The organism is Flavobacterium plurextorum, from assembly GCF_002217395.1.
Taxonomy (GTDB): Bacteria; Bacteroidota; Bacteroidia; order Flavobacteriales; family Flavobacteriaceae; genus Flavobacterium; species Flavobacterium plurextorum.
In genome coordinates this window covers 58,419-80,395 of the sequence record NZ_MUHD01000027.1, presented here as the reverse complement: position 1 = coordinate 80,395, position 21,977 = coordinate 58,419, and the positions used below count along the sequence as shown (strand labels likewise).

Annotated in this window: 13 protein-coding genes; 3 read left to right on the top strand and 10 right to left on the bottom strand. The window is 33.9% G+C overall.

The features are described from left to right. The first annotated feature begins 163 nt into the window (after positions 1-163). The 3 genes from B0A81_RS14160 (at position 164) to B0A81_RS14150 (ending at position 2,465) form a co-directional block, all read left to right on the top strand. Positions 164-913, top strand: a complete 750-nt coding sequence (locus B0A81_RS14160) for a hypothetical protein (RefSeq protein WP_089058649.1) — start codon at positions 164-166, stop codon at positions 911-913. Between the two features lie 96 nt (positions 914-1,009). Next, positions 1,010-1,426, top strand: a complete 417-nt coding sequence (locus B0A81_RS14155) for a hypothetical protein (RefSeq protein WP_089058648.1) — start codon at positions 1,010-1,012, stop codon at positions 1,424-1,426. A gap of 31 nt (positions 1,427-1,457) precedes the next feature. Beyond that, positions 1,458-2,465: a TQO small subunit DoxD gene (locus B0A81_RS14150; RefSeq protein WP_089058647.1), complete on the top strand. Its 1,008-nt coding sequence runs from the start codon at positions 1,458-1,460 to the stop codon at positions 2,463-2,465. A gap of 71 nt (positions 2,466-2,536) precedes the next feature. Here the strand turns inward: B0A81_RS14150 and B0A81_RS14145 are convergent, their stop codons facing one another. The 10 genes from B0A81_RS14145 to B0A81_RS14100 all read right to left on the bottom strand — a co-directional run bounded on the left by B0A81_RS14145 (position 2,537) and on the right by B0A81_RS14100 (position 21,972). Beyond that, positions 2,537-3,439, bottom strand: a complete 903-nt coding sequence (locus B0A81_RS14145) for an ROK family protein (RefSeq protein ID WP_089058646.1) — start codon at positions 3,437-3,439, stop codon at positions 2,537-2,539. A 130-nt stretch (positions 3,440-3,569) separates the two neighbouring features. After that, on the bottom strand, positions 3,570-5,030 hold the full coding sequence (locus tag B0A81_RS14140) for a glycoside hydrolase family 125 protein (protein WP_089058645.1): 1,461 nt from the start codon (positions 5,028-5,030) through the stop codon (positions 3,570-3,572). A 4-nt stretch (positions 5,031-5,034) separates the two neighbouring features. Continuing rightward, positions 5,035-7,320, bottom strand: a complete 2,286-nt coding sequence (locus B0A81_RS14135) for a GH92 family glycosyl hydrolase (RefSeq protein WP_089058644.1) — start codon at positions 7,318-7,320, stop codon at positions 5,035-5,037. A gap of 50 nt (positions 7,321-7,370) precedes the next feature. Next, positions 7,371-9,647 carry a GH92 family glycosyl hydrolase gene (locus B0A81_RS14130; protein WP_089058643.1) on the bottom strand — a complete coding sequence of 759 codons (2,277 nt, stop codon included), beginning with the start codon at positions 9,645-9,647 and terminating at the stop codon, positions 7,371-7,373. A 303-nt stretch (positions 9,648-9,950) separates the two neighbouring features. Further along, positions 9,951-11,861 carry a beta-mannosidase gene (locus B0A81_RS14125; protein ID WP_244281430.1) on the bottom strand — a complete coding sequence of 637 codons (1,911 nt, stop codon included), beginning with the start codon at positions 11,859-11,861 and terminating at the stop codon, positions 9,951-9,953. Between the two features lie 517 nt (positions 11,862-12,378). Beyond that, on the bottom strand, positions 12,379-13,893 hold the full coding sequence (locus B0A81_RS14120; RefSeq protein WP_089058641.1) for a SusD/RagB family nutrient-binding outer membrane lipoprotein: 1,515 nt from the start codon (positions 13,891-13,893) through the stop codon (positions 12,379-12,381). Between the two features lie 16 nt (positions 13,894-13,909). After that, positions 13,910-16,999: a SusC/RagA family TonB-linked outer membrane protein gene (locus tag B0A81_RS14115; protein WP_244281429.1), complete on the bottom strand. Its 3,090-nt coding sequence runs from the start codon at positions 16,997-16,999 to the stop codon at positions 13,910-13,912. Positions 17,000-17,297: 298 nt separating this feature from the next. Then, positions 17,298-18,308, bottom strand: coding sequence for a LacI family DNA-binding transcriptional regulator (locus B0A81_RS14110; protein ID WP_089058639.1), 1,011 nt, complete (start codon positions 18,306-18,308; stop codon positions 17,298-17,300). Positions 18,309-18,609: 301 nt separating this feature from the next. After that, positions 18,610-19,578 (bottom strand): type I phosphomannose isomerase catalytic subunit, encoded by a 969-nt coding sequence (locus tag B0A81_RS14105; protein ID WP_089058638.1) that lies wholly within the window; start codon positions 19,576-19,578, stop codon positions 18,610-18,612. 291 nt (positions 19,579-19,869) lie between these two features. Beyond that, entirely contained in the window at positions 19,870-21,972 is a 2,103-nt protein-coding gene (locus B0A81_RS14100; protein WP_089058637.1) for a glycoside hydrolase family 97 protein, read from the bottom strand. Positions 21,973-21,977 lie beyond the last annotated feature (5 nt).

The window sequence follows — 21,977 nt, the reverse complement described above, 5'->3', positions numbered from 1 at the left end:
TCTTAAATGCTCTCTAATTTGAAATTCGAATATATTCTAAAAGTAAAAAGAGAACTTAATTTTTAACTGTACCTTTATAAAAAATTACAAAAACAGAGCCTTTGCACAAATCTGCATGAGGTTCTTTTGTCTTTCAGAACTTTTTTTATAAACGATTTGATCAATGAAAAAAAGAGAAAAATTAGAAATCATCCGAAAACACTATCCTTATGCTTTAACTACTATTGATTATATCAATAAAGTAATTGATTATGTTGAAGAGAAACTAGATTTAGAACCTTCACAAATCATATTGGCTGATAGTATTTGCAGTGATGATGTAAACAGCATTCAATATCCTGCAAGAGCTCTGGAGTTTTTAGGTCCTTTTAAAATGGGCGGTTTAGATGGTTTTCCATTTACAGGATTAAGTGGTATGGCAGCTTTTGCAAGTCATGTTCCTGATGATGGGGCTGTTTTTATTTATTATGGGCCTCACATTGGTATTTCTAAAGAAGGAATTGTTGGAAAAATTAATCGCATTGGACAAACAGAGAAGTCGCTTTGCTGTGGAGCGGCAACCGGCGCGCTTAACAAATTAGCCGATAATACTATAGAACCAGGAAATGTAACGGAATTGGATTATCAAATGAATATTATTGAGCAAATTTTATTCAAGCAAAAAGATAAAATTCTAAGCTCAGAAATTCCATTGATAGAGTCAACCGAAGTAATCTATCAAGCTATTGATGATCGCATTCAAGAACTGATCGCGGCAACGAAATACAATTGTAAATATATCATTCTTGTTGGTGCAATTTTAATTAACAGCGACAGCGATATTGGTTCGTTTTCGGCGGCAAAAAGATTTGAAATTATCAATCTAAAAACGGGTGTGAGAGAAAATATTATCACCGTTTTAAATCCGGAATAATAAAAACAAACGCTGAACTTGTTTATTGAGTTGAAATAGCTGTTAATGTTATCTAAAATCAATGCGAGTACCGTTTTTTAAACTTATTTTTATAAAATGAATTGGAAAAATTACATCACTTTATTTCGACATCTTAAACAGCTTTTGCTAGTTGTAAGTTTGGTGTATGCTTTTTCTAATTGTCAGATTAAAAAAACTATTCTGCATTTTACCGCGATCGATTCAATCGAATTTTCTCAAAAAACTCAAACTCAATTACCGCAGTTTGGATCTTGCAGCAGCAGTTTAATTCATAAAAACACTTTTGTAAAAAAGGTTATTTCTACACCGCAAATTCCAATTTTACCTAGAACACTTTCGTTTTATTCTCCTGTAAATGAGAATGCTGTTTTTACTAAAGTTCAAGTTCGTCCTGCTTTCGAATTCGGCAAAAAATCTACTACTTATCCTCCTATGTTTATCGTATTTAAAAATCTAAAAATTGCACTAAAAGCGAATTCAATTACAGCTTAAAACAATTTTTTATTTTTAAATTTTATACTGCATGATACAGCAAAAGAAATCTTTTGACACTGCGTCTTTGGCTACTTTATCATTACGATTGGTAGTTGGCTGGACTTATTTTTCGGCATTTTGGAGACGTCTTATTTTAGAAAACAAATTAATACCTGAAGAAGCAGGTTACATTGGCGAGAAATTCAATCATTTTTTACCCAATTCTCTGGGGTTAAAACCCATAATCGAATATTTAGTTACGCATCCCGAAGCTTTATGGTATGCAATGGTAACTTTTACCATTGTTGAGGGAATTGTAGGTTTAGCATTAATTCTTGGTTTTTTCACCCGTTTAATGAGTATTGGAATATTCTTATTAGCATTTGGAATTCTGCTCGCTTCGGGCTGGATTGGAACAACTTGTTTAGACGAATGGCAGATAGGAATTTTAGGCTTGGCCGCAGGATTTACTTTATTTATAACCGGCAGTAACTATCTATCGTTAGATTCTTATTTTATTTCGAGAAAGTTCCGTTTTACTAAAACAAAATGGTTTAAATTTCTAGGTTCTGGACCGCTGAATTTAGCTGCATACAAGCGGCTTATTTTAGTAACCGTTGCTTTTATTGCAGGTCTTACTTTGTATACTAATCAATATTTTCATGGAGGCGTTTTTGGAACATTGCATAATAAATCAGTAAAACCAAAACTGGAAATCAGCAATTTTAAAATGCAGAATACAGAAATGACTTTTGATGTTTATCGAGTTGAAGGTGTTGATGTTTATGGTTCTTTTTTGATTGGTATTTCGCTTCAAGATTCATCTGGAAAATATCTTTTACAATTGCATGGAGCTGATTTAGCAAAATTACCTGCCACGACTATTAACAATCATTATGTTGCCAAAATAAAACCCGGAGCTCACAGCTTGATTATTCCGCTTGGCGCAAAAGCAACAATGCGACTTCCGATCGATCGTAAAACAATGTCTGACAAAGAGCATTACACGCTGACTTTAACAGATATAAGCGGTCTAACGTGGAGTGCCCGCCTTTAGTATTTATAAAAAAAGCTGTCCGAAATTATATTTCGGACAGCTTTAAAAATAGAATATTCTATAATTGATTATTATGCTTTATAAAGCATACTTGTGGCGCCTAATAAAGCTGCCTGCTCATTATCTGTAGAAATAGAAACTAGGATTTCACTTCCTGCTTCTTTAATTTTTTGATTGAAAACAGGCAAAAAGAATTCGCTTGCATTTGCAATTTTCCCTCCAATAATAAAGCTGTCGGCACCAAATTTTTCTAACCACGGAAGAACAATTGCTGCCAAGTCTTGTCCCATTTGTTCAAATACTTTTACAGCCATTTCGTCGCCGTTTTCCGCCAAATTAAAAAGCTCTAAACCATTGTTTACTTTTTTTCCGCTTAAAGCGAAATAACCAGCCAAAAGTCCGCGAACCGAAACATAATCCTCAGCAATACCTTCTTTGTACGGAAGATCGTAAATTTCACCTTCTTTTGGTACTGAAATACCTGTACTGATTGATTCTCCTTTGTCAATAAAACAAGCGCCAAGTCCTGTACCAAGTGTAATCGCCATTACTTTTTTAGAAAGATTTTCTGAATCTTTAAAAACTTCTCCTTTTCCAAAACAAACAGCATCATTTTCAAAAAGAATTGGAAAATCGTTAGAAAGATCTAGTTTATCTTGAAATAAATCGCGCACATTCAATCCATAAAAATGTTCGTACTTAGATTGGTCTTTTATCCAGCAAATTCCGTTTGTATAATCAAATGGTCCCGGCATACAAACAGCTAATCCTGAAGTTTTTTCAACTTTAGAATTTTTGAATGATGTACGAATTGCTTTTTCCCAAATAGTCATAACCTCTTCCACAGGCATATTAGAATCAAAAGACTCTTTGTGCAGTGAAAAATCCATCACCTTCATATCTACTATATCAATTATCGCTGCGGTGATATGTGTGCCTCCTATATCTAAGCCAACGGCATACTCTTTATTCATTCTTGTTTTTTTGTTTTTGGAATTGAACCATTATGGGGTCAACTAAATTTTAGTTTTAATTCTTTTTCACCAGTAAGAGATTAAGTCTAACAGCCTATTTTTCTTAATCTCTTGATGGCAAATTATTGTTTTAAATGTTTTTATCTTTTAAAATTTGTGGATAATGAATACTAGTGTGTACGATCATTTCTCCAAAAAGTGTATTTGCCCAAGCAAACCATTTTCTAGTAAATTTTGCTACGTCGTCTTTATGAAAAGATTCGTGCATAAAACCAGTATCTGCATTTGTCTTGATTAAGTTGCTTATACATGCTTTTATTTCTTTTTCATCAACACTTGTAATGGCTCTCAAAACAATACTCATTGGCCATATTGTATCGGTTCCTGTGTGTGGTCCGCCAATACCTTCGCCAGCTTTTCCTTTATAGAAAAACGGATTATTCTCTGAAAGCACTACTTTTCTTGTGTTTAAATAAAGCGGACTGTCTGGTTCGATTGCTCCTAGATACGGTAACGATAATAATGACGGCACATTAGCATCATCCATCATATGGAAACTTCCATATCCGTTTACTTCAAAAGCAATGATTTTTCCGAATTTTGGGTGTTCGATAATTGCGTTTTCTTCTAATCCTTTCTGAACTTGTCCTTGCATTTCTTTTGCTTTGGCAACTAAATCTTTATCTAATAAAGCCGGCAAAGAGAAAATTTCCTGAAGATATCCTAATACTTCAATTGCAAACATATTACTTGGAATTAAATATCCAAATAAAGTACTGTCGTCACTTGGTCTAAAAGTCGAAACAATTAATCCGCATGGTTTTACAGGATAACCGTAACCTCCTAAAGGCACTCCATCTGTAGCCCAAGCTGTAACTCTTTGAAAATTGTATGGCCCTTTATCAGTCCAGCGCTGTTGTTCTTTAAACGTTTGTAAAACCAACAACATAGCTTCTTTCCATTTGCTGTCGAACAAACTTATATCTCCAGTTTCTTTCCAATAACCGTGTGCCAGTCTAATTGGGTAGCATAAACTGTCAATTTCCCACTTGCGCTCATGAATTCCAGGCTGCATTTTGGTCATGTCATTTTTCCATTCGCTTACCTGATTAAAATCTTTATAAAAAGCATTTGCATAAGGATCTAATAAAATACATTTTGTCTGACGGTTGATTACTCCTTTTACCAATTCAGCCAGTTTTTTATCTTCTTTTACAAACGGAATATATGGCCAAATTTGCGCCGTACTATCACGTAACCACATGGCATCAATATCACCTGTAATTACATAAGTATCAGGTTTACCGTCGATGATTTCAAAATCTACAGTAGTATCTAATGTATTTGGAAAACAGTTTTCAAACAACCAAGCCAGTTCTGGGTTAGCTATTTGTTTTTTGATTCTTACAATAGCAGCTTCAATAGCTTTACTTGTAAACTTTCTTTCGGCTGCAGGTGGTCTTTTTGTAATAAAATCTTTTAATGCAAAATTGAAAGTATCCGATTGCATTCCGAAAGCATCTGTTTGGATGGCCAATAATCCTGCTGAAAATATCCCAGCGTTTTTTATGAATTTTCTACGTGATTGCATAATATTATTTTGAAGTTGAATAAGAATATGGAAAAGCGTTTGCTGAAGTTCCTCTTTGTAAATTTGGTGTATCGCTCATGTCAAAATTTAATTCGCCGCCTTTTAATACATCAAAATGATTGATATAATTTTTTGAGTAAGCTGCGTTATTCCATTTTAAATCTTGAGCATATTTATTAGTTTCAGAATTTTTTGGTGCGTTAATCACCAATTCTTTTCCGTTTTCTAATTTTAATGTCAGCTTTTTAAATAATGGTGCTCCTAGAACATATTCTTCCGTTCCTGGGCAAACTGGATAGAATCCCATTGCAGAGAATACATACCAAGCTGATGTTTGTCCGTTATCCTCATCACCACAATATCCATCTGGCGTTGGTTTGTACATACGGTTCATTACTTCACGTGACCAATATTGCGTTTTCCAAGGTTCACCTGCATAATTATACAAATAAATCATGTGTTGAATTGGCTGATTTCCGTGCGCATATTGTCCCATATTCATAATCTGCATTTCGCGAATTTCATGAATAACTGATCCGTAATAACTGTCATCAAAAATTGGCGGTGTTGAAAATACCTCGTCTAATTTTGCAGTAAATTTCTTTTGTCCGCCCATTAAATCAATCAAACCTTGAACGTCATGAAAAACGCTCCAGCTGTAATGCCATGCATTTCCTTCTGTAAAAGCATCTCCCCATTTAAACGGATTGAAATCTTTAGGGAAACTTCCGTCTTTATTTCTACCGCTCATTAATCCGATTGATGGATTATAAAGATTTTTATAATTCATCATTCTTTTTTCGAATAAACTGATTTCTTTTTTAGGACGATTTAATGCTTTTGCTAATTTCCAAATCGTAAAGTCATCGTAAGCATATTCTAATGTTCTAGCTGCATTTTCATTGATTTTCACATCATAAGGCACATATCCTAAAGTGTTGTAATACTGTACGCCGCGTCTTCCAACAGCATCCATTGGTCCTTCGTTGTTAGCACCGTGTAATAAAGCTTCATACAACTTGTTGATATCATATCCTCGTAATCCTTTAATATATGCATCAGAAACTACAGAAGCTGAATTATTACCCACCATTACATTTCTAAAGCCTGGACTTGACCATTCTGGCAAGAAACCGCCTTCTTTATAGTCGTTGATTAATGCTTCCTGCATTTCTTTGTTTATAGAAGGATAAACTAAATTCAATAATGGATATAAGGCACGGAATGTATCCCAAAAACCTGTTCCTGCATACATATAACCTGGTAAAACTTTACCATTGTACGGACTGTAATGTACAATTTCTCCTTTTGCGTTTATTTCGTATTGTTTTTGAGGAAAACATGCTGTACGGTATAAGCAAGAGTAGAATGTTTTTAATTGCTCGTCGCTTCCGCCTTCTGCAGTTAATTTTCCTAGAACTTTATTCCACTCTTTTTTAGATTCTGCAACTGTTTCTTTAAAAGAAGCAGTTCCTAATTCATTTTTCAAATTCAACTCAGCTTGTTCTTGACTAATAAAAGAAGAAGAAACTTTTACATTTACTATTTCTCCTTTTTTAGTTTTGAAACCTACAATTGCACCAACGTGATCGTCTTTTAATTCTAATTTGTCTTTTTCTAAAACTTTATCATGCCAAGTATAATTGGTTGTAAAAGGTTTGTCGAACTGCAGTACAAAATAGTTTTTAAAGTTCTCAGGAACTCCGCCGCTGTTGCGAGTAGTGTAACCAATAATTTTATTTTCTGATGGAATAATTTTAATATAAGAACCTTTATCAAAAGCATCAATTACAATTGAAGATTGTTCATTTTCTGGAAATGTAATTTGAAAATGCGCTGCTCTTTCTGTTGCAGTTATTTCTGTTGTAACATCATAATCTGCAAGGTAAACGCTGTAATAATATGGTTTAGAAACCTCGGCTTTATGACTGAACCAGCTTCCTCTTTCGTCTTCTGCAAAAGTTAATTTTCCAGTAACCGGCATGATAGAAAACTGTCCGTAATCATTCATCCAAGGCGACGGCTGATGTGTTTGTTTAAATCCTCTAATCTTATCTGCTGTATAAATGTAAGCCCATCCGTCTCCCATTTTACCCGTTTGCGGAGTCCAGAAATTCATTCCCCAAGGTCTGCAGATTGCGGGATAGGTATTTCCGTTTGAAAGACTATGCAAAGATTGTGTACCCATTAACGGATTTACATATTCTACCGGATCTAATGCTTTAACCTGTGCATTTACAAAAATGCAGCACTGTAATAGTCCTAAAAAAATTAAACTTTTTATTTTCATATTCTGTCTTGTTATCCTATTTCTAAAATCTATGTTCTAAAATCTTAAATCTAAAGCGGTCTATCTGCTTTTTTAACACCAAAAGTTGTAGATGGTTTACTTCCCATATACAATTTTAATTCTCCTCCTTTTACAATCATATCATGTGTGATATATGATTTTGTATACGGTTTTCCGTTAAACTCAGCTTTCTGAATATAAATATTGGTTTTGCTGTTATCAATCGCTTTTATTGTAAACGAAACTCCTTCTTTATGATGAATTACTGCTGAATTTACTAACGGACTTCCCATAACGTAAATTCCATTTGCAGGATTAACAGAATAGAATCCCATTGATGATAAAACATACCAAGCAGACATTTGTCCTAAATCTTCATTTCCGCACAATCCATCAGGTTTTGTAGAATAGAATTTCTCATCGATTTCACGGATTAATTTGGCTGTTTTCCAAGGTTGTCCAACATATGCATAAAGATATGGAATATGGTGGTTTGGCTCATTTCCTTGTGCATATTGACCAATTAAACCACTAATATCTGGAGATATTTCTTCGCCTTCTACTTTATCTGTTATTAAGAATAAGGAATCTAATTTTTTAATAAATTTATCTTCACTTCCAAACAATTCTATTAAACCATAAGGATCTTGAGGAACTAACCAAGTGTATTGCCACGCATTTCCTTCTACATAATCATCTTTTCTATGTGCTGATGAAAGCGGATTAAATGGTGTTCTCCAATTTCCATCTGTCAATTTACCTCTCATGAATGTAGTTTCTTTATCGAAATAAAGTTTGTACAAATTGGCTCTTTTTGAGAAATAGTTATAATCTTCTGTTTTACCAAGATCTTTCGCCATTAACGCTATACAATAATCGTCGATTGCATATTCTAAAGCGTTTCCAACAGATTCTAACAATTTATCTGCAGGAATGTATTCTAGTTTTTGCACATAATCCATTCCTTCACGCGTTTGCATCGCTGTTTTTTTGATGGCTTCATAGGCTAATGCAACATCATAACCTCTATATCCTTTCATGTAAGCATCAACAATTACGGCGATCGAGTGATTTCCGTTCATTGTATTGGTTTCGTTACCCATTAAATGCCAAACTGGTAATCTGCCTTGCTGCTGATAAATCGCTAAAAATGATTTTACGATGTCGTTAATTTTTTCTTGTTGCGTAATGGTATACAATGGATGTAAACCACGGTAAGTATCCCAAAGTGAAAAAGTCGTGTAGTTTGTAAAGTTTGCTTTTTCGTATACTTTTTTGTCTGTTCCTCTATAATCTCCGTTTACATCATTGAATATTGAAGGTGCAAACATGGTATGATACAAAGCAGTGTAAAAAACTTTCATTGTTTTATCATCTGCTTTGATCTGGATTTTATTTAACGCTGCATTCCATTTTGAAGTTGCTTGTTTTACTACAGCATTAAAGTCCCAATTTGGAATTTCGGCTTTTATATTGATAACTGCATTTTCATAACTTACAGGTGAGATTCCAACTTTTACTAAAACTTCTTTATTTTTTAAAGTTGTAAAATCTAAAACTGCTTTCATTTTTAGACCTTCACCTTCGTTTCCGCTTACAGAAGTTTTATCATCGTACAATGCCATATTTGAAATTGGCTCAGAAAATTCAATTGCAAAAAAGACACGTTGATCTGCCGCCCATCCTGATGAATATCTATATCCTACTAGAGTGGTTTCGTTTACTTTTTTTATAAACGTTTTTACAGGTTTGTCCCATCCTACACCATCTGCAAGGTCTAATAAAACGTGATTGTCTTGAGCAGTATTAAAAGTATATTTATGAAAACCTACTCTTTCGCTTGCTGTTAACTCTGCTTTAATTTTATATTTATCAAGCAATACGCTGTAATATCCTGCTTTACTTACTTCATTTTCATGAGAGAAATAAGAACCGTAACCTGTTGCCATATCTTCTTTTGTTCCTTTTGTCAAAGGCACTTTTCCTGATACAGGCAATAAAAGAATATCGTTTAAATCTCCAATTCCGGTTCCGCTTAAATGAGTGTGTGTGAAACCTAAAATAGTATTACTGGCATAATTGTAACCACTGCACCAATCCCAGCCTTCAAAAACATTTACTGGTCCTAACTGCACAGCTCCAAAAGGAACATTGGCACCTACAAATACGTGACCGTGACCGGCAGAGCCAATAAACGGATTTACATATTGGGTATAATCTGAATTTGTTTGTTTTACCTTTTTTTCCTGTGAAATAACAGGATTGGCAAAAAACAGGTTTAGAGCTAAAATACCGCTAAAAGCAATTTTGTTGTACTTTGTAAACATATTTTTTTTATTTAGATTCTGAGATTCTAAGGTTCTGAGATTCTAAGATTTGCTAATTAAACTTAGCACTTCAGAACCTTAGCTTCTTAGAAGCTTTTTATTTATACTTATTCAAAACATTATATAGAGACTAGACTTTCACGGTTCGTTTTCTTATTTTACTCTCAAAAGAATAATCTAGAACACAAAAAATAACCGCAAAGAGCGCAATGAGTCTCGCTAAGTTCGCAAGGTAAACAGATCCACTAAAGTGCGTCTATACACAAAAACCTTTGAACCTTTGAACCTTTGCAGCTTAGTACCTTAATACCTCTTCAAAACATCATATAGAGAATAAACTTTCAGGACTGGCTTTGTTATTTTGCCTTCAAAAGAAATAGTTCTTTCTTCGCCCTCTTTTAAATCTATATAATTATCGCTCCATTTTCCTGTATAACCTTTTATCGAAACGTATACATATTTTGCGGCTTTTGAAGCTTTTAAAATCACTTTATTTCCTTTTACTTCCCAAGTTATTTTTGGGTCTTCCAGTTTTAAATCAATTGGACGTGTAAGATCAATTTCTGGTGTTTTATCATCTCTATACGCTTCTTTCATGGCGTACCAAGCTGCTTTTGGCTGTCTGTCATAATAATCCGTTACACTCCAGCTTGCAACAGGCCAGCAATCGTTAAGCTGCCATACTAATGTTCCCATATTATACGGCGCTTTTGAACGGTGAATGCCTATAATATTTTTTAATGAATAGTATTGCAAACATTGTGTGAGGTAAGTATAATCCTCAACACTCATTTTCTTTATTTTGTCTGAACTAATAAAGTAGCGATTTAAATACGAATCTAATTTCATGAATCCTTTGCCGGCTTTTTGATGCGCTTGCAAAACATCCGAATATAAATATCGGTCTTCTGGTAACGTAATTTTTTCTATTGAAGAGTAATTTGGCATAGCCTGCATTCCGTACTCGCTTACAAAACGTCCCGTTTTATTCTGCACCGCTTCAATATCTTCAAGTCCCCACCAAGTTCCCCAATAATGGCTGTCACCTTCTGTAATACTCTTTGCTTTTGACCAATGAAATAAAGGTGATGAACTTATATATGGTCTTTTAGGATCGACTTCTTTTACCCATTTTGGAATACTGTCTTGAAACAAACGAACATAGTCTTTCCATAATCGTGTCGAATCTTGCTTTGACATTTTCATGCTTTTTTGCCATCCCCAGCTTTTAAAAGCTTCATCGATTTCATTATTTCCGCACCATAAAACGATGCTTTTGTGATGACGTAGACGTTTTACCTGATATTGAACTTCTTTTTTTACATTGTCAAAAAAAGCATCATCTCCCGGCACCATTGTTCCTGCAAACATAAAATCCTGCCAGACATAGATTCCGTTTTTATCACATAAATCATAAAAATAATCATCTTCATAAACCCCGCCTCCCCAAATACGAAGCATATTCATATTGGCATCTTTGGCAAGTGCAATTACTTTTTCGTACTCTTTTTTGGTTACTCTTGACAAGAATGCATCTGATGGAATGTAATTTGCCCCTTTCATGTAAACTGGCTTGTCATCAATTTTAAAGTAAAATGATGCTCCTTTATCATCAGGCTGTTGTACCAGTTCTATTTTTCGATCTAAAACATATGGCTTCTCAGGAGTTTTTACATCATACGCTTCTAATCTTGGCGTTTTCCAAATTCCGCAAGTTGTGAATTTTGGTCCCCAATCCCATCCAAAATGGTATTGTGCTTTACGCACATAGGCACGAGGATTATCTGGAATTACAAACGGAAAATCTTTTTTGGCCAATGAATCAACAACATTTTGCGCTGATTTAAAAACGACCAATAAATCATTTTTTCCCGGCTTTAAATTCTTTTTTACGTCAACACGCCACTGACGAAACATATTGTCAGCCTTTAAAACCAATTGATTATTTAAATAAACGGACGCGTAAGTATCTAATCCGTCAAAAACTAATTCCGTATTTTTTTTATTTAAAGTTGCAGCACTTACTTCAAAAGTGGTTTTATATTCCCAATCTTTCTTTTCAATCCATTCCAGCTTTTTTTCATTGTCTCTGTAAAATGGATCTGGTATTAATTTATTGTTGAGTAAATCTGTATGAACTTCACCGGGAACAGAAGCAGGATACCATTTTGTAGTTTTGGTTTCTCTGTACTGCCATCCTTTTTTTAATTCCATGTTTTGCGCATTTGCCACAAATGAAAAATTTGCCAGACAAATACTCAAAACCCAATAAAAGTTCTTTTTAAACTCCATTATAACTCAATACTTAATTATTATGCTTTTGCAACTTAATCGTTGGCAGTTTGAGAAGGAAAACTACGTCTCCACAATCCTCCCTCTCTTTTGGGCTTTTAATACGGAATAACAGTAACTAACAAAATATTCTGAAAATCATTTTCCCTTTTACAGCTGCCAAGTTTTATCTTTTAAATTGTTTATTTAAGATTTTCTATTACACTTCAATAATTAAAAAATTAAGATCACTCAATTGTATGTTCTTTTGAAAGTAATTCCATCTTTTTCAGCATAAGCTCTTTTGTCTTTTGCGAAAAAAAGGGTATTAAAACTACAGAACTAATTATGGATACAAACCCTCTAATTTAATGAAAATTAAATAGAAAATTAAAAATAAGCCGGGAGATACTCATACTCCTCCCGAGCTTATTCAACTTAACTAACCAAAATTTTAAAACTACTTATCCCACCAAATTCTAGTTGTCATTAAATCCAACCCTTGGCGTTGTACTGCTTCTTTATAATTCACACTATTTGTGATTAACTCTGACTGATCATAAATTAATCTTCTAGGAATAGTTCCTTTTGTTTCTCCTGTTGGGTCATTTACTGGAACTAAAACTGGATATCCTGTTCTTCTGTATTCTGAAAATGCTTCAAAACCATTAAACAATAAAACAATCCATTTTTGAGTAATAATTTGTTCGATTTTTTGAGCTTCAGTTCCTGTTGATTTAAAAGGGTGAGCTGTCATGTAATCGTTGTATTCTGTAAGAGTAACTGCTGGTACTTTGTCTCCAAAAATAGTCAGTACCTGCATTGCAGCTCTTACTCCATCTTCATAATGCTTTTGTGCTGATCCGTTTACATTCCATCCTTTTACAGCTGCTTCAGCCAAAATAAATTCTACTTCAGCGTAAGACATAATTAATGTAGGAGCATCTAAACGCAATACTGTTGACGTATTTGGATCTGAGAAAAGTCTTTTGTCTCCACCTGGAAATTCTCTTGCATCGTTTGCAAGACCTTGCTGGCTTGCTGGAGAATTATTTCCTGTTGCTTCAAGTTTTGCTAATATTCTTAAACGTGGATCGTTATTGTTTTTCAAATTATCGATAAACGTTTTACTGAATTTTGTATTTGCATCTCCTTTATTCAAGTCGTTCCTAACCCATGAAGAAGTTATTGGATTTGTTTTAACTCCTTGTGGTCCTGCATCATGTCTTAAAACTAAGCTGTCATCATTTGATGTAAAAACTCCTTTAGCAACAGCTTTCTCAACATATTGTTGAGCTTTTGCAGGGTTTACTTTAGATAAACGCATTGCAACTCTTAACATCATTGAATTAGCTAATTTTTTCCATTTAGCTACGTCACTTTGATAGAACAAATCAGCGTTGCCTACAAATGCTTTATTAGCATCTAAAGCGCTTCCTGCTTCATCTAATTCTTTTAAAAGATCATTGTAGATTGCTTCTTGAGTATCATACTTTGGAGCATAAACTCCTCCGTTGTATCCTTTTCCAGCTTCAAAATAAGGAACATCTCCATAAGTATCTGTTAACTTTTGAAACAAGAAAACTTTCATGATTCTTAAAGCCTGAATAGCGTTAGCATTTTCTGGTGTATCTTTTATAACAGATAATAACTGAAAAATCTGATTCAATCCTTTACCATACGTTTCTCCAAAAAGTGCTCCTGAATATTCAGATGAATAGGTATATTTTGACCCTGAACCACTTAAGGATGAAAATTGCTGTACAATTTGCGCAGCATAAATATTATTTCCTCTTGTATTAGAAAAGTCTTGTCCGTCAACATAAATCTCAGCAAGTGTAAACATAGATTTTACAGCTGGATCTGTCAAAGCATTTGGATTCTGATTCAATTCTTCGAATCCTTTGTCGCATGAAGCTAGTGTCATTGCACCAACAATCGCAACACAGAATATTTTTATAAATTTATTTTTCATCTTTCAATTTTAGTTATTAGAATTTAACATTAAGAGTTAAACCAAAATTTCTTGTCAATGGCATAGATGCTCTTTCAAGACCTTGTGCATTACTATTAGAGTAATTAGACTCTGGATCAATGTTTGGCACTTTGTCATAAATTGTCCATAAGTTATGAGCAGAAAATGCTAAACTAACCGATTGAAATGGTGTTTTTGCAAGATTTGCTTTTGGGAAATTATAGCTGAAAGAAACTGCTCTAAGTTTAATAAAATCAGCATCGTAAACGAAGTTTGATGTTACATCACTATAACTTCTCCAGTAATCGTATGCAGAAACTGTAGTGTTTACAGGATTACCGTTAACATCTGTACCACTTACTGCTACACCGCCTTCACGACCGCCAAGTGTTTGCTCTGTTAATCCGTAACGAGTTCCTAACTGGTTTGTTGCTGAGTAGATTTCTCCACCAAATTTAGCGTCAACAAAAATTGAAAGTGTGAAATTTTTATAAGAGAAATCATTTGAGAATCCCATAGACATTGGCGCTACACCTTGTCCCGCGATAATTAAATCTCCTCTCATGAATCGGCCGTTAGTATCAAGTACGATATTTCCTTTTGCATCTCTTAAATAATCGTAAGCTTTGATTATTCCAAAAGGCTGTCCTTTTTCTAAAACTACAGAAGCTCTAGAATCTCTATTTCCTTCAAGTGTTTTTGTTGTAATTTTATCAGAAAGATTAAGTACTTCACTGTCATTGTAAGCAAAATTATATCCAACATTCCATGCAAAAGTTGGTGTTTTAATTGCTTTTACATTGATTGCAAATTCAACCCCTTTGTTTAGGATTTCACCCACGTTGATTTTTGTTGTTCTATAACCAGATGCTTGAGAAATATCTGCATCAGTAATATCGTTAGTTGTTTTCTTGCTGTAGAAAGTCAAATCTGTACTCACTCTATTATTGAAGAATGTATTTTCGAAACCAAATTCGATTGTACTAACGTTGTAAGGTTTTAAACCTCTGTTTGGAACTGTATCTCCATTAACTCCTAAAATTGGCTGACCTAAAGAATCTGTTTGTCCATCAGGTGCAGAATATGTTAATGCTAAAGCATAAGCGTCTGGCAAAGCTCCACCAACATTACCCCAACCTGCTCTAATTTTACCATAAGACATCCATTCTGGCATTTGGATAATTTCAGAATAAATTAAACTGGTACTTACAGATGGGTAAAAAGTACTGTTGCTTGATGGATCTAAAGTTGAGAACCAATCTTGACGACCTGTTAAACTAACATATAAGAAATCTTTGTATCCTAAATCTGCAGAATAGAAAAGTGAGTTAACTTCGCTTTCTGAGAATAATTTTTCTGTTTTGTCAGGTTGTGTATTTCCGTAGAAATATTTGAACGGAACAATAAAATTAGTTCCTCTCATTTTAATTCCGCTAAATCTGTTGTGTTGACGGTTAGCTCCAATGAAAGCATCTAATGAAAGATTCTCAACAATATTACCTTTGTATCCTAAATAAGCAGAAGCATTATATTCTGTACGTCCTTCTACTCTGTTCTCATATGATCCTCCTGGGCTGTAGTTAATTCCTGTAGGCTCAATTTCAGTGTATTCGTAGTTGATATCATCCATACCAATAACACCTTTTGCGTAAATTTTATCAGTAATGTTATAATTTACTTTTGCAGAACCGATAAAACGTTTTCTAAGATCATTATTTAAATCTTCTTGTGTTGCAAAATATGGATTCGTTTGGTAAGTGTTTGATCCAAAATAATCAGCTTCACCTCCATTTGCATCATAGCCATTACTTAACCATCTGATATCTGCTCCTGGATTTAAAAATGTTGTAGTATACGAAGCATTTCTAGGAGAATCGTTCAAATAAGGTCTGTTTTGACTTTTCTCTGTAATATATTGTACATTCGTTTCAATACTAATTTTTTTGTTCGGAGACGAGTTCAAACTTAAAGCCACGTTGTTTCTTCCAAAGTTTGTTCCTGGTAAAATAGACTCATCTTTTGTATTTCCGAAAGACAATCTAAAATTAGTTGTTTCGTTTCCTCCAGAAATTGCTAAAGTATTACTGAAAGAATATCCAGTTCTGTAGAAATTTTTTACGTTATCTTTCCCGTTTGCTTGATATGGTCTAGTAGTTCCATCAAGTGCAAGAGTAGGTTTTCCGTCATATTTATCTCCCCAACCTAATACGTATTTTTCTCTAAGATCTCCTAAATTATTAAATCTTGTAGGAACTCCGTTTACGGGCTCTCCTGATCCGTATTGATCTTGCCACTCTAAAAGACTAATTGGTGTATTGAATGTAGAGTTTGTGCTAAAATCTACTCCAAGACCAGTTCCGCTTTTTCCTTTTTTAGTTGTAATCAAGATAACACCATTTGATCCTCTGTATCCGTAAAGAGCAGAAGCGGCACTACCTTTAAGTACTGACATAGATGCGATATCGTCTGGATTGAAAGAAGACATACCATCACCTTTATCAGCTCCACCCCACATACCAGCATTTCCTTGCTGACTGTTATCGATTGGAATACCATCTACAACATACAAAGGCTGGTTTAATCCAGAAGCCGAAGTTGCTCCACGAATTACAACACGGCTTGAACCTGATGGTCCAGAAACTGGTGCTGAAACGTTAACACCGGCAATTTTACCTTGTAATGCGTTCCCTAAGTTAATTTCTTTGTTTTTTGTTAGTTCTTCTCCTTTAAGTTCCCCAACAGCGTATCCTAAACTTTTCTTTTGTTTTTTAACTCCAAATGATGTTACAACAACATCTTTTAATTCTTGTACATTTTCTAATAATACAACTGATATTTTACTTTCGCCTGGCTGAAGTACTATCGTCTTTGATGTAAAACCTATCGAAGACACATTTAAAGTAACTGCTCCTTCTGGAACATTCATTTTAAATCTACCTTCTGTATCTGTAATTGCACTAAACGGTTTTCCTTGAACCTCGATAGATGCAGCAATGATTCCTCTGTTCTGTGCATCTGCCACTACGCCTGTTATTAATCGATTTTGCGCCACAGCTCCTAAGCTGCACAACAATACCATTCCTAACACTGCTAATATTCGTTTCATAAGCTTTTTTTTTGGTAATTGGTAATTTGTTTTGTTTTAACGTGATTGTTTTTAAATAATTAATAAAAATTTGAACTCAATTTTAATATTGCACTCATAAGGCATACGCCCAACAAATACAATGCTTTAATAGCAACGTAAACATTCCTATAACTTTTAGCAATCGATATAGTAAACAGCTCAAAAAAATTAACACAATACTTGAATATTTCGAACTTAAATTACTAAAACGATTTAGTAAAATTCCTAAAAAAAAACGAATCGTTTTTTTCTTTTTTTATGATTATGCTCTTAAAAATTAAACTGATTCTCTAACAATCAATTCTCCTTTTTTGAGACTTTTTTCTATTTCAAATTTCTCCATATCAGTCATCTGACTCAACAACAATTGTATCGATTTGACCGCAATATCATTAATAGGCTGCGAAATGACTGTTATTTTTGGTGTATGAAGTTTAAAACTGTCATGATCATCAAAACTAATAACCGAAACATCGTCTGGTATCGTTTTCCCAACCTTTTTAAAAGCCTGTAAACCTGCAAGCCCCATATAGTTTGTTAAAAACAAAACGGCATCAATTTGCGGATTTTTTTCTAAAAAACTTACAATCGCTGCAACTCTGGTTTCTTCAGTGCTGTTGTAATCCATATGAAGCACCAGCGAATCATTATAAATACCAGCTTCTTTTAATGCATCTCGACATCCGTCTTCTCGCGATTTCATCTGAATCATTTCAGATGTAATATTGACAATCGCTATGTTCTTACGACCTTTATTGATCAAAAATTTTGCTGCAGAATTTGATGCCTCATAATTATCCATTACAACATGGCTCACATTTTGTCCTGCAAAATATCGGTCAATTAATACTACCGGCTTTTTTAATCTCAAAAGCAAATCAATACTGCTTTCTATATTTTGCGTCGGAGTAATAATAAACCCATCCACATTTGCCTGCAGTAAACTATGTATTAACTCCTCAGAACGTTCATCATTACCGCCTGTACTGCAATAAAAAACGCGATAATCAATATTTCTCGCTTCATCTTCTATTACCCGCGCAAGATCAGCAAAAAACTGATTCGAAATATCCTCAACAATTAACCCGATAGATCTCGTTTTACCTGTTCGAAGACTTGTCGCTATCATACTTGGTCGATAATTAAGTTTTTCAGCAACTTGCTGTACTTTTTTAATTACCGCCGGGCTTATTCCCATCTTCTCTCCTTTATCATTAATAACAAAAGACACCGTAGATATAGAAACCTCAGCTTCTGTTGCAATATCTTTAATAGTTATTTTTTTCATCTAGAGAGTTAATTTTTCATTAAGCTGTTATTAACGATATCACAAATATAACTAAAAATAGTTACTAAAACGATTTTGTAGATATTATTTTAAACAAATCATTATTTTAAAGCCAATAATAATCATATTTAACAGTAATTATATGTGTTTTTAGCATTAATCGTTATTTTTAATAAGATAAAAACGGCATAATTTTAATATGAATATCCTTTTATTAAGAATCTTTACTGAATTATTAACGGGCAATTTAACTCTTTTTTTTGGTTTGCAGCTCTTTTAAATCAAATTAACACTTATAGTTTTACGAAATATAAACTTCTAAAATTGAAGCTTCTCCTTCTAACACATAATTACGCATTCCTGCAGGAATCAAAACGGTATCGCCTTTTTTATATTGATAACTAACATTTTCATATCTAATCTCAAAAGTCCCTTCAATACACATATAAACTGTAAAAGTTTCTCCGTCTTTGTTTCCTTCGATCTTGCCGTCTAGCGGAATAATATTTGTTGTAAAATAAGGACAATCTACAATTACATTCGATTGATTAGATACTGTTTCGTACTTTTTATGTGTATCTACTTTATTGTAATTGATTGCATCAAGCGCTAAGTCAACATGTAATTCCCTTGTATTTCCTTGAGCATCTTTTCGGTCAAAATCATATAAACGGTACGTAATGTCAGATGTCTGTTGAATCTCTGCAACAACCAATCCTGCTCCAATTGCATGCACCGTTCCTGTTTCTAGAAAAAATACATCACCAGCTTTTGCTTTTACATCATCAAGAATCGAAACCAAAGTTTTATTGTTTAGATTTTCTAAATATTCTTCTTTGCTTGAGTCTTCTTTAAAACCAACAATAATTCTTGCATCAGCATCGGCTTGCATAACGTACCACATTTCGGTTTTACCAAAAGAGTTATGACGTTCTTTCGCTAATTTATCATTTGGATGTACTTGTATTGATAAATCTTCGCGTGCATCTAGATATTTAAAAAGCAACGGAAATTGATTGCCAAATCGAGCATAAACATTTTTTCCTAAAATATCATTTGGAGATTTATCAATAAGTTCTGTCAATGATTTTCCTTTTAATTCTCCATTCGCCACCACACTTACATCACCTTCTACTGTAGACAATTCCCAGCTTTCTCCTGTAATAGAAGAAACAATAGGTTTATTAAGAACCGTTTTTAATTTTTCGCCTCCCCAAATTCTTTCTTTCAAAATTGGTTCAAACTGTAAAGGGTACATTTTCGTATTCATTTTTTATATTTTTTATATTTTATTTTTTTGCTGCTAATTTCACTAATTATCACTAATCAATTCGCACATAACTTAAACCTGCCTAATCTAAGTGGAATCTTCTTTTTAACACTCCCGATAGCTATCGGGATAAAAGGATTAAAATGATTTAAAAAAACCTGCTAAATCTGCCATCCCGATAGCTATCGGGAGCGTGAAACCTTTTTTGCCACAGATTAGAATGACTAAAAAAAATCCGCGTTAATCTGCGTTTTCGCGATAGCGAATCCGCGTCATCCGTGTGCCATTTTTCTACTTTATAGAAATCGCAGCGCCTCCGCTTGATGCTAGTTTTTGTTTCAGTTTTGTCTTACTGTTTACGGTTACTTTTCGAATGTTGTACGATTGCGGATTAGTTTTATAATCTGCCGTTTTTCCATCTTCATAAATTGTTGCTGTAAAGTTTTTTCCCGCTGGAAGAAAACTAAAATCAATTAAAGCTGTACGTGAATTTTCATCTGTAATTGCACCCACAAACCATTCTTGTTTGCCTTTTGTTTTTCTGGCAATAGTAATATAATCACCTGGTTCAGCTTCTAGAATATAAGTTTCATCCCAATCTAAAGCGACATCTTTTATAAACTGAAAAGCGTCATTAAACTTTATATAATTTTCTGGTAAATCGGCAGCCATTTGCAACGGACTGTACATTGTAACATACAATGCCAATTGCTTAACAAGCGTTGTGCTCAATTTATTTTTCTTCGCTCCGTAAACTGATAAATCACCTTGAAAAATTCCTGGAGTATAATCCATTGGTCCGCCCATTAATCTTGTAAAAGGCAAAATTGTAGTATGATCCGGATGAATTCCTTCCATCGATTCAAACTCAGTTCCACGAGCTGATTCTTGCGCAAACCAGTTTGGATAGGTACGATGCAAACCTGTTGGACGAACGGCTTCATGCGAATCTACCATAATTTTACGCTTCGCAGCTTCTTTTGCTACATAAGTATAATGATTTACCATTTGCTGTCCGTCGTGATGTTCTCCTCTTGGAATAATTGGCCCAACATATCCTGTTTTTACAGCATTGTAATTGTTATCAACCATAAAATTTAAAGCATCTTTCAACTGTCTTTCATATTCAGAAACTGATGATGTTGTTTCGTGATGCATGATGATTTTAACGTTTTTCTTCGCCGCATAATCGCTTAATTCTTTCACATTAAAATCTGGATATGCTTTGGTAAAACTATAAATATGTTCTTTTTTAAAAGCAGTATTATCTTCCCAGCCTTCGTTCCAGCCTTCTACCAAAACAGCATCAAAACCATTTGATGAAGCAAAATCTATATATTCTTTTACATGCTTAGTATTTGCTCCGTGTGTATTATTTGGTTTTAACTTAGAAAAATCCGTTTTCCCAATTACAACATCCTGATTGTCTGAATACGCCCAAGTAGATCCTCCGCCTGTAAAATATTCCCACCAAACACCAATATATTTTACTGGTTTTATCCAAGAAACATCTTCAAAAGCACAAGGTTCATTTAGATTCAAAATCATCTTTGATGATAGAATATTTCTAGCATCATCGCTTACAACAATAGTTCGCCATGGCGTGAAACTTCCTGTTTGAATATATCCTTTATTGCCAACTGCGTCTGGAACTAAATGTGAACTTAATGAATACGTTTTGTCATTTACATTAAGGCACATTGCCGGAAAGTTTTTTAGCGCAGCTTCATGAATATTAATATAAAGTCCCTCATTTGTCTTCATCATTAAAGGCGTTTGAGCAGCTAAATTTTTAATTGTTGTTTGCGCAGCTAATGGAACATGTGTTGCATCGTAAACCAAAGACTGCATTTCTGATATTTTTGAAGTTGAATAACTATATTCATTAGTATCATAATCACCCGGAATCCAAAATAATTTATGATCTCCGGTCAAATTAAATTCAGTTGTTTCTTCTTGAATAATAAAGTGGCGCAAATTGTCTTGCACCGGAAATTCATATCTAAAACCTAAACCATCATTAAACAAACGAAAGTAAATAGACATTTTTCGTTTGCTCTTTTCTTGCACAAGATCAACTTTTAATTCATTGTATTGATTTTGTATTTCTTTTTGCTCTCCTAAAACGGGTTTCCAAGTACTATTTTCCGACTGAAATTTCGTTTCGGCAACTTGAAAACCTGTATTCAATAAAATATCAGACTTTATAACAAAACCCATTTTGCTTTCTTGAATTACTGCTTTTTGTTTAAAGTTTAAAGTATAAACCGGTGTTCCGTTTTGATCCAAATGAAATTTCATTGTTAAGTTACCATTAGGAGACTTAAGGTCTTGCGCAGTAACAAATCCGACTAAAAACAATATAAAGAAGCAGCTAAAAAATGTATTTTTCATAAGAT

Excerpts from the sequence above, each read along its gene's own strand:
- B0A81_RS14160 (WP_089058649.1), top strand. The coding sequence starts at position 164 with ATGAAAAAAAGAGAAAAATTAGAAATCATCCGAAAACACTATCCTTAT.
- B0A81_RS14155 (WP_089058648.1), top strand. The coding sequence starts at position 1,010 with ATGAATTGGAAAAATTACATCACTTTATTTCGACATCTTAAACAGCTT.
- B0A81_RS14150 (WP_089058647.1), top strand. The coding sequence starts at position 1,458 with ATGATACAGCAAAAGAAATCTTTTGACACTGCGTCTTTGGCTACTTTA.
- B0A81_RS14145 (WP_089058646.1), bottom strand. The coding sequence starts at position 3,439 with ATGAATAAAGAGTATGCCGTTGGCTTAGATATAGGAGGCACACATATC.
- B0A81_RS14140 (WP_089058645.1), bottom strand. The coding sequence starts at position 5,030 with ATGCAATCACGTAGAAAATTCATAAAAAACGCTGGGATATTTTCAGCA.
- B0A81_RS14135 (WP_089058644.1), bottom strand. The coding sequence starts at position 7,320 with ATGAAAATAAAAAGTTTAATTTTTTTAGGACTATTACAGTGCTGCATT.
- B0A81_RS14130 (WP_089058643.1), bottom strand. The coding sequence starts at position 9,647 with ATGTTTACAAAGTACAACAAAATTGCTTTTAGCGGTATTTTAGCTCTA.
- B0A81_RS14125 (WP_244281430.1), bottom strand. The coding sequence starts at position 11,861 with ATGGAATTAAAAAAAGGATGGCAGTACAGAGAAACCAAAACTACAAAA.
- B0A81_RS14120 (WP_089058641.1), bottom strand. The coding sequence starts at position 13,893 with ATGAAAAATAAATTTATAAAAATATTCTGTGTTGCGATTGTTGGTGCA.
- B0A81_RS14115 (WP_244281429.1), bottom strand. The coding sequence starts at position 16,999 with ATGAAACGAATATTAGCAGTGTTAGGAATGGTATTGTTGTGCAGCTTA.
- B0A81_RS14110 (WP_089058639.1), bottom strand. The coding sequence starts at position 18,308 with ATGAAAAAAATAACTATTAAAGATATTGCAACAGAAGCTGAGGTTTCT.
- B0A81_RS14105 (WP_089058638.1), bottom strand. The coding sequence starts at position 19,578 with ATGAATACGAAAATGTACCCTTTACAGTTTGAACCAATTTTGAAAGAA.
- B0A81_RS14100 (WP_089058637.1), bottom strand. The coding sequence starts at position 21,972 with ATGAAAAATACATTTTTTAGCTGCTTCTTTATATTGTTTTTAGTCGGA.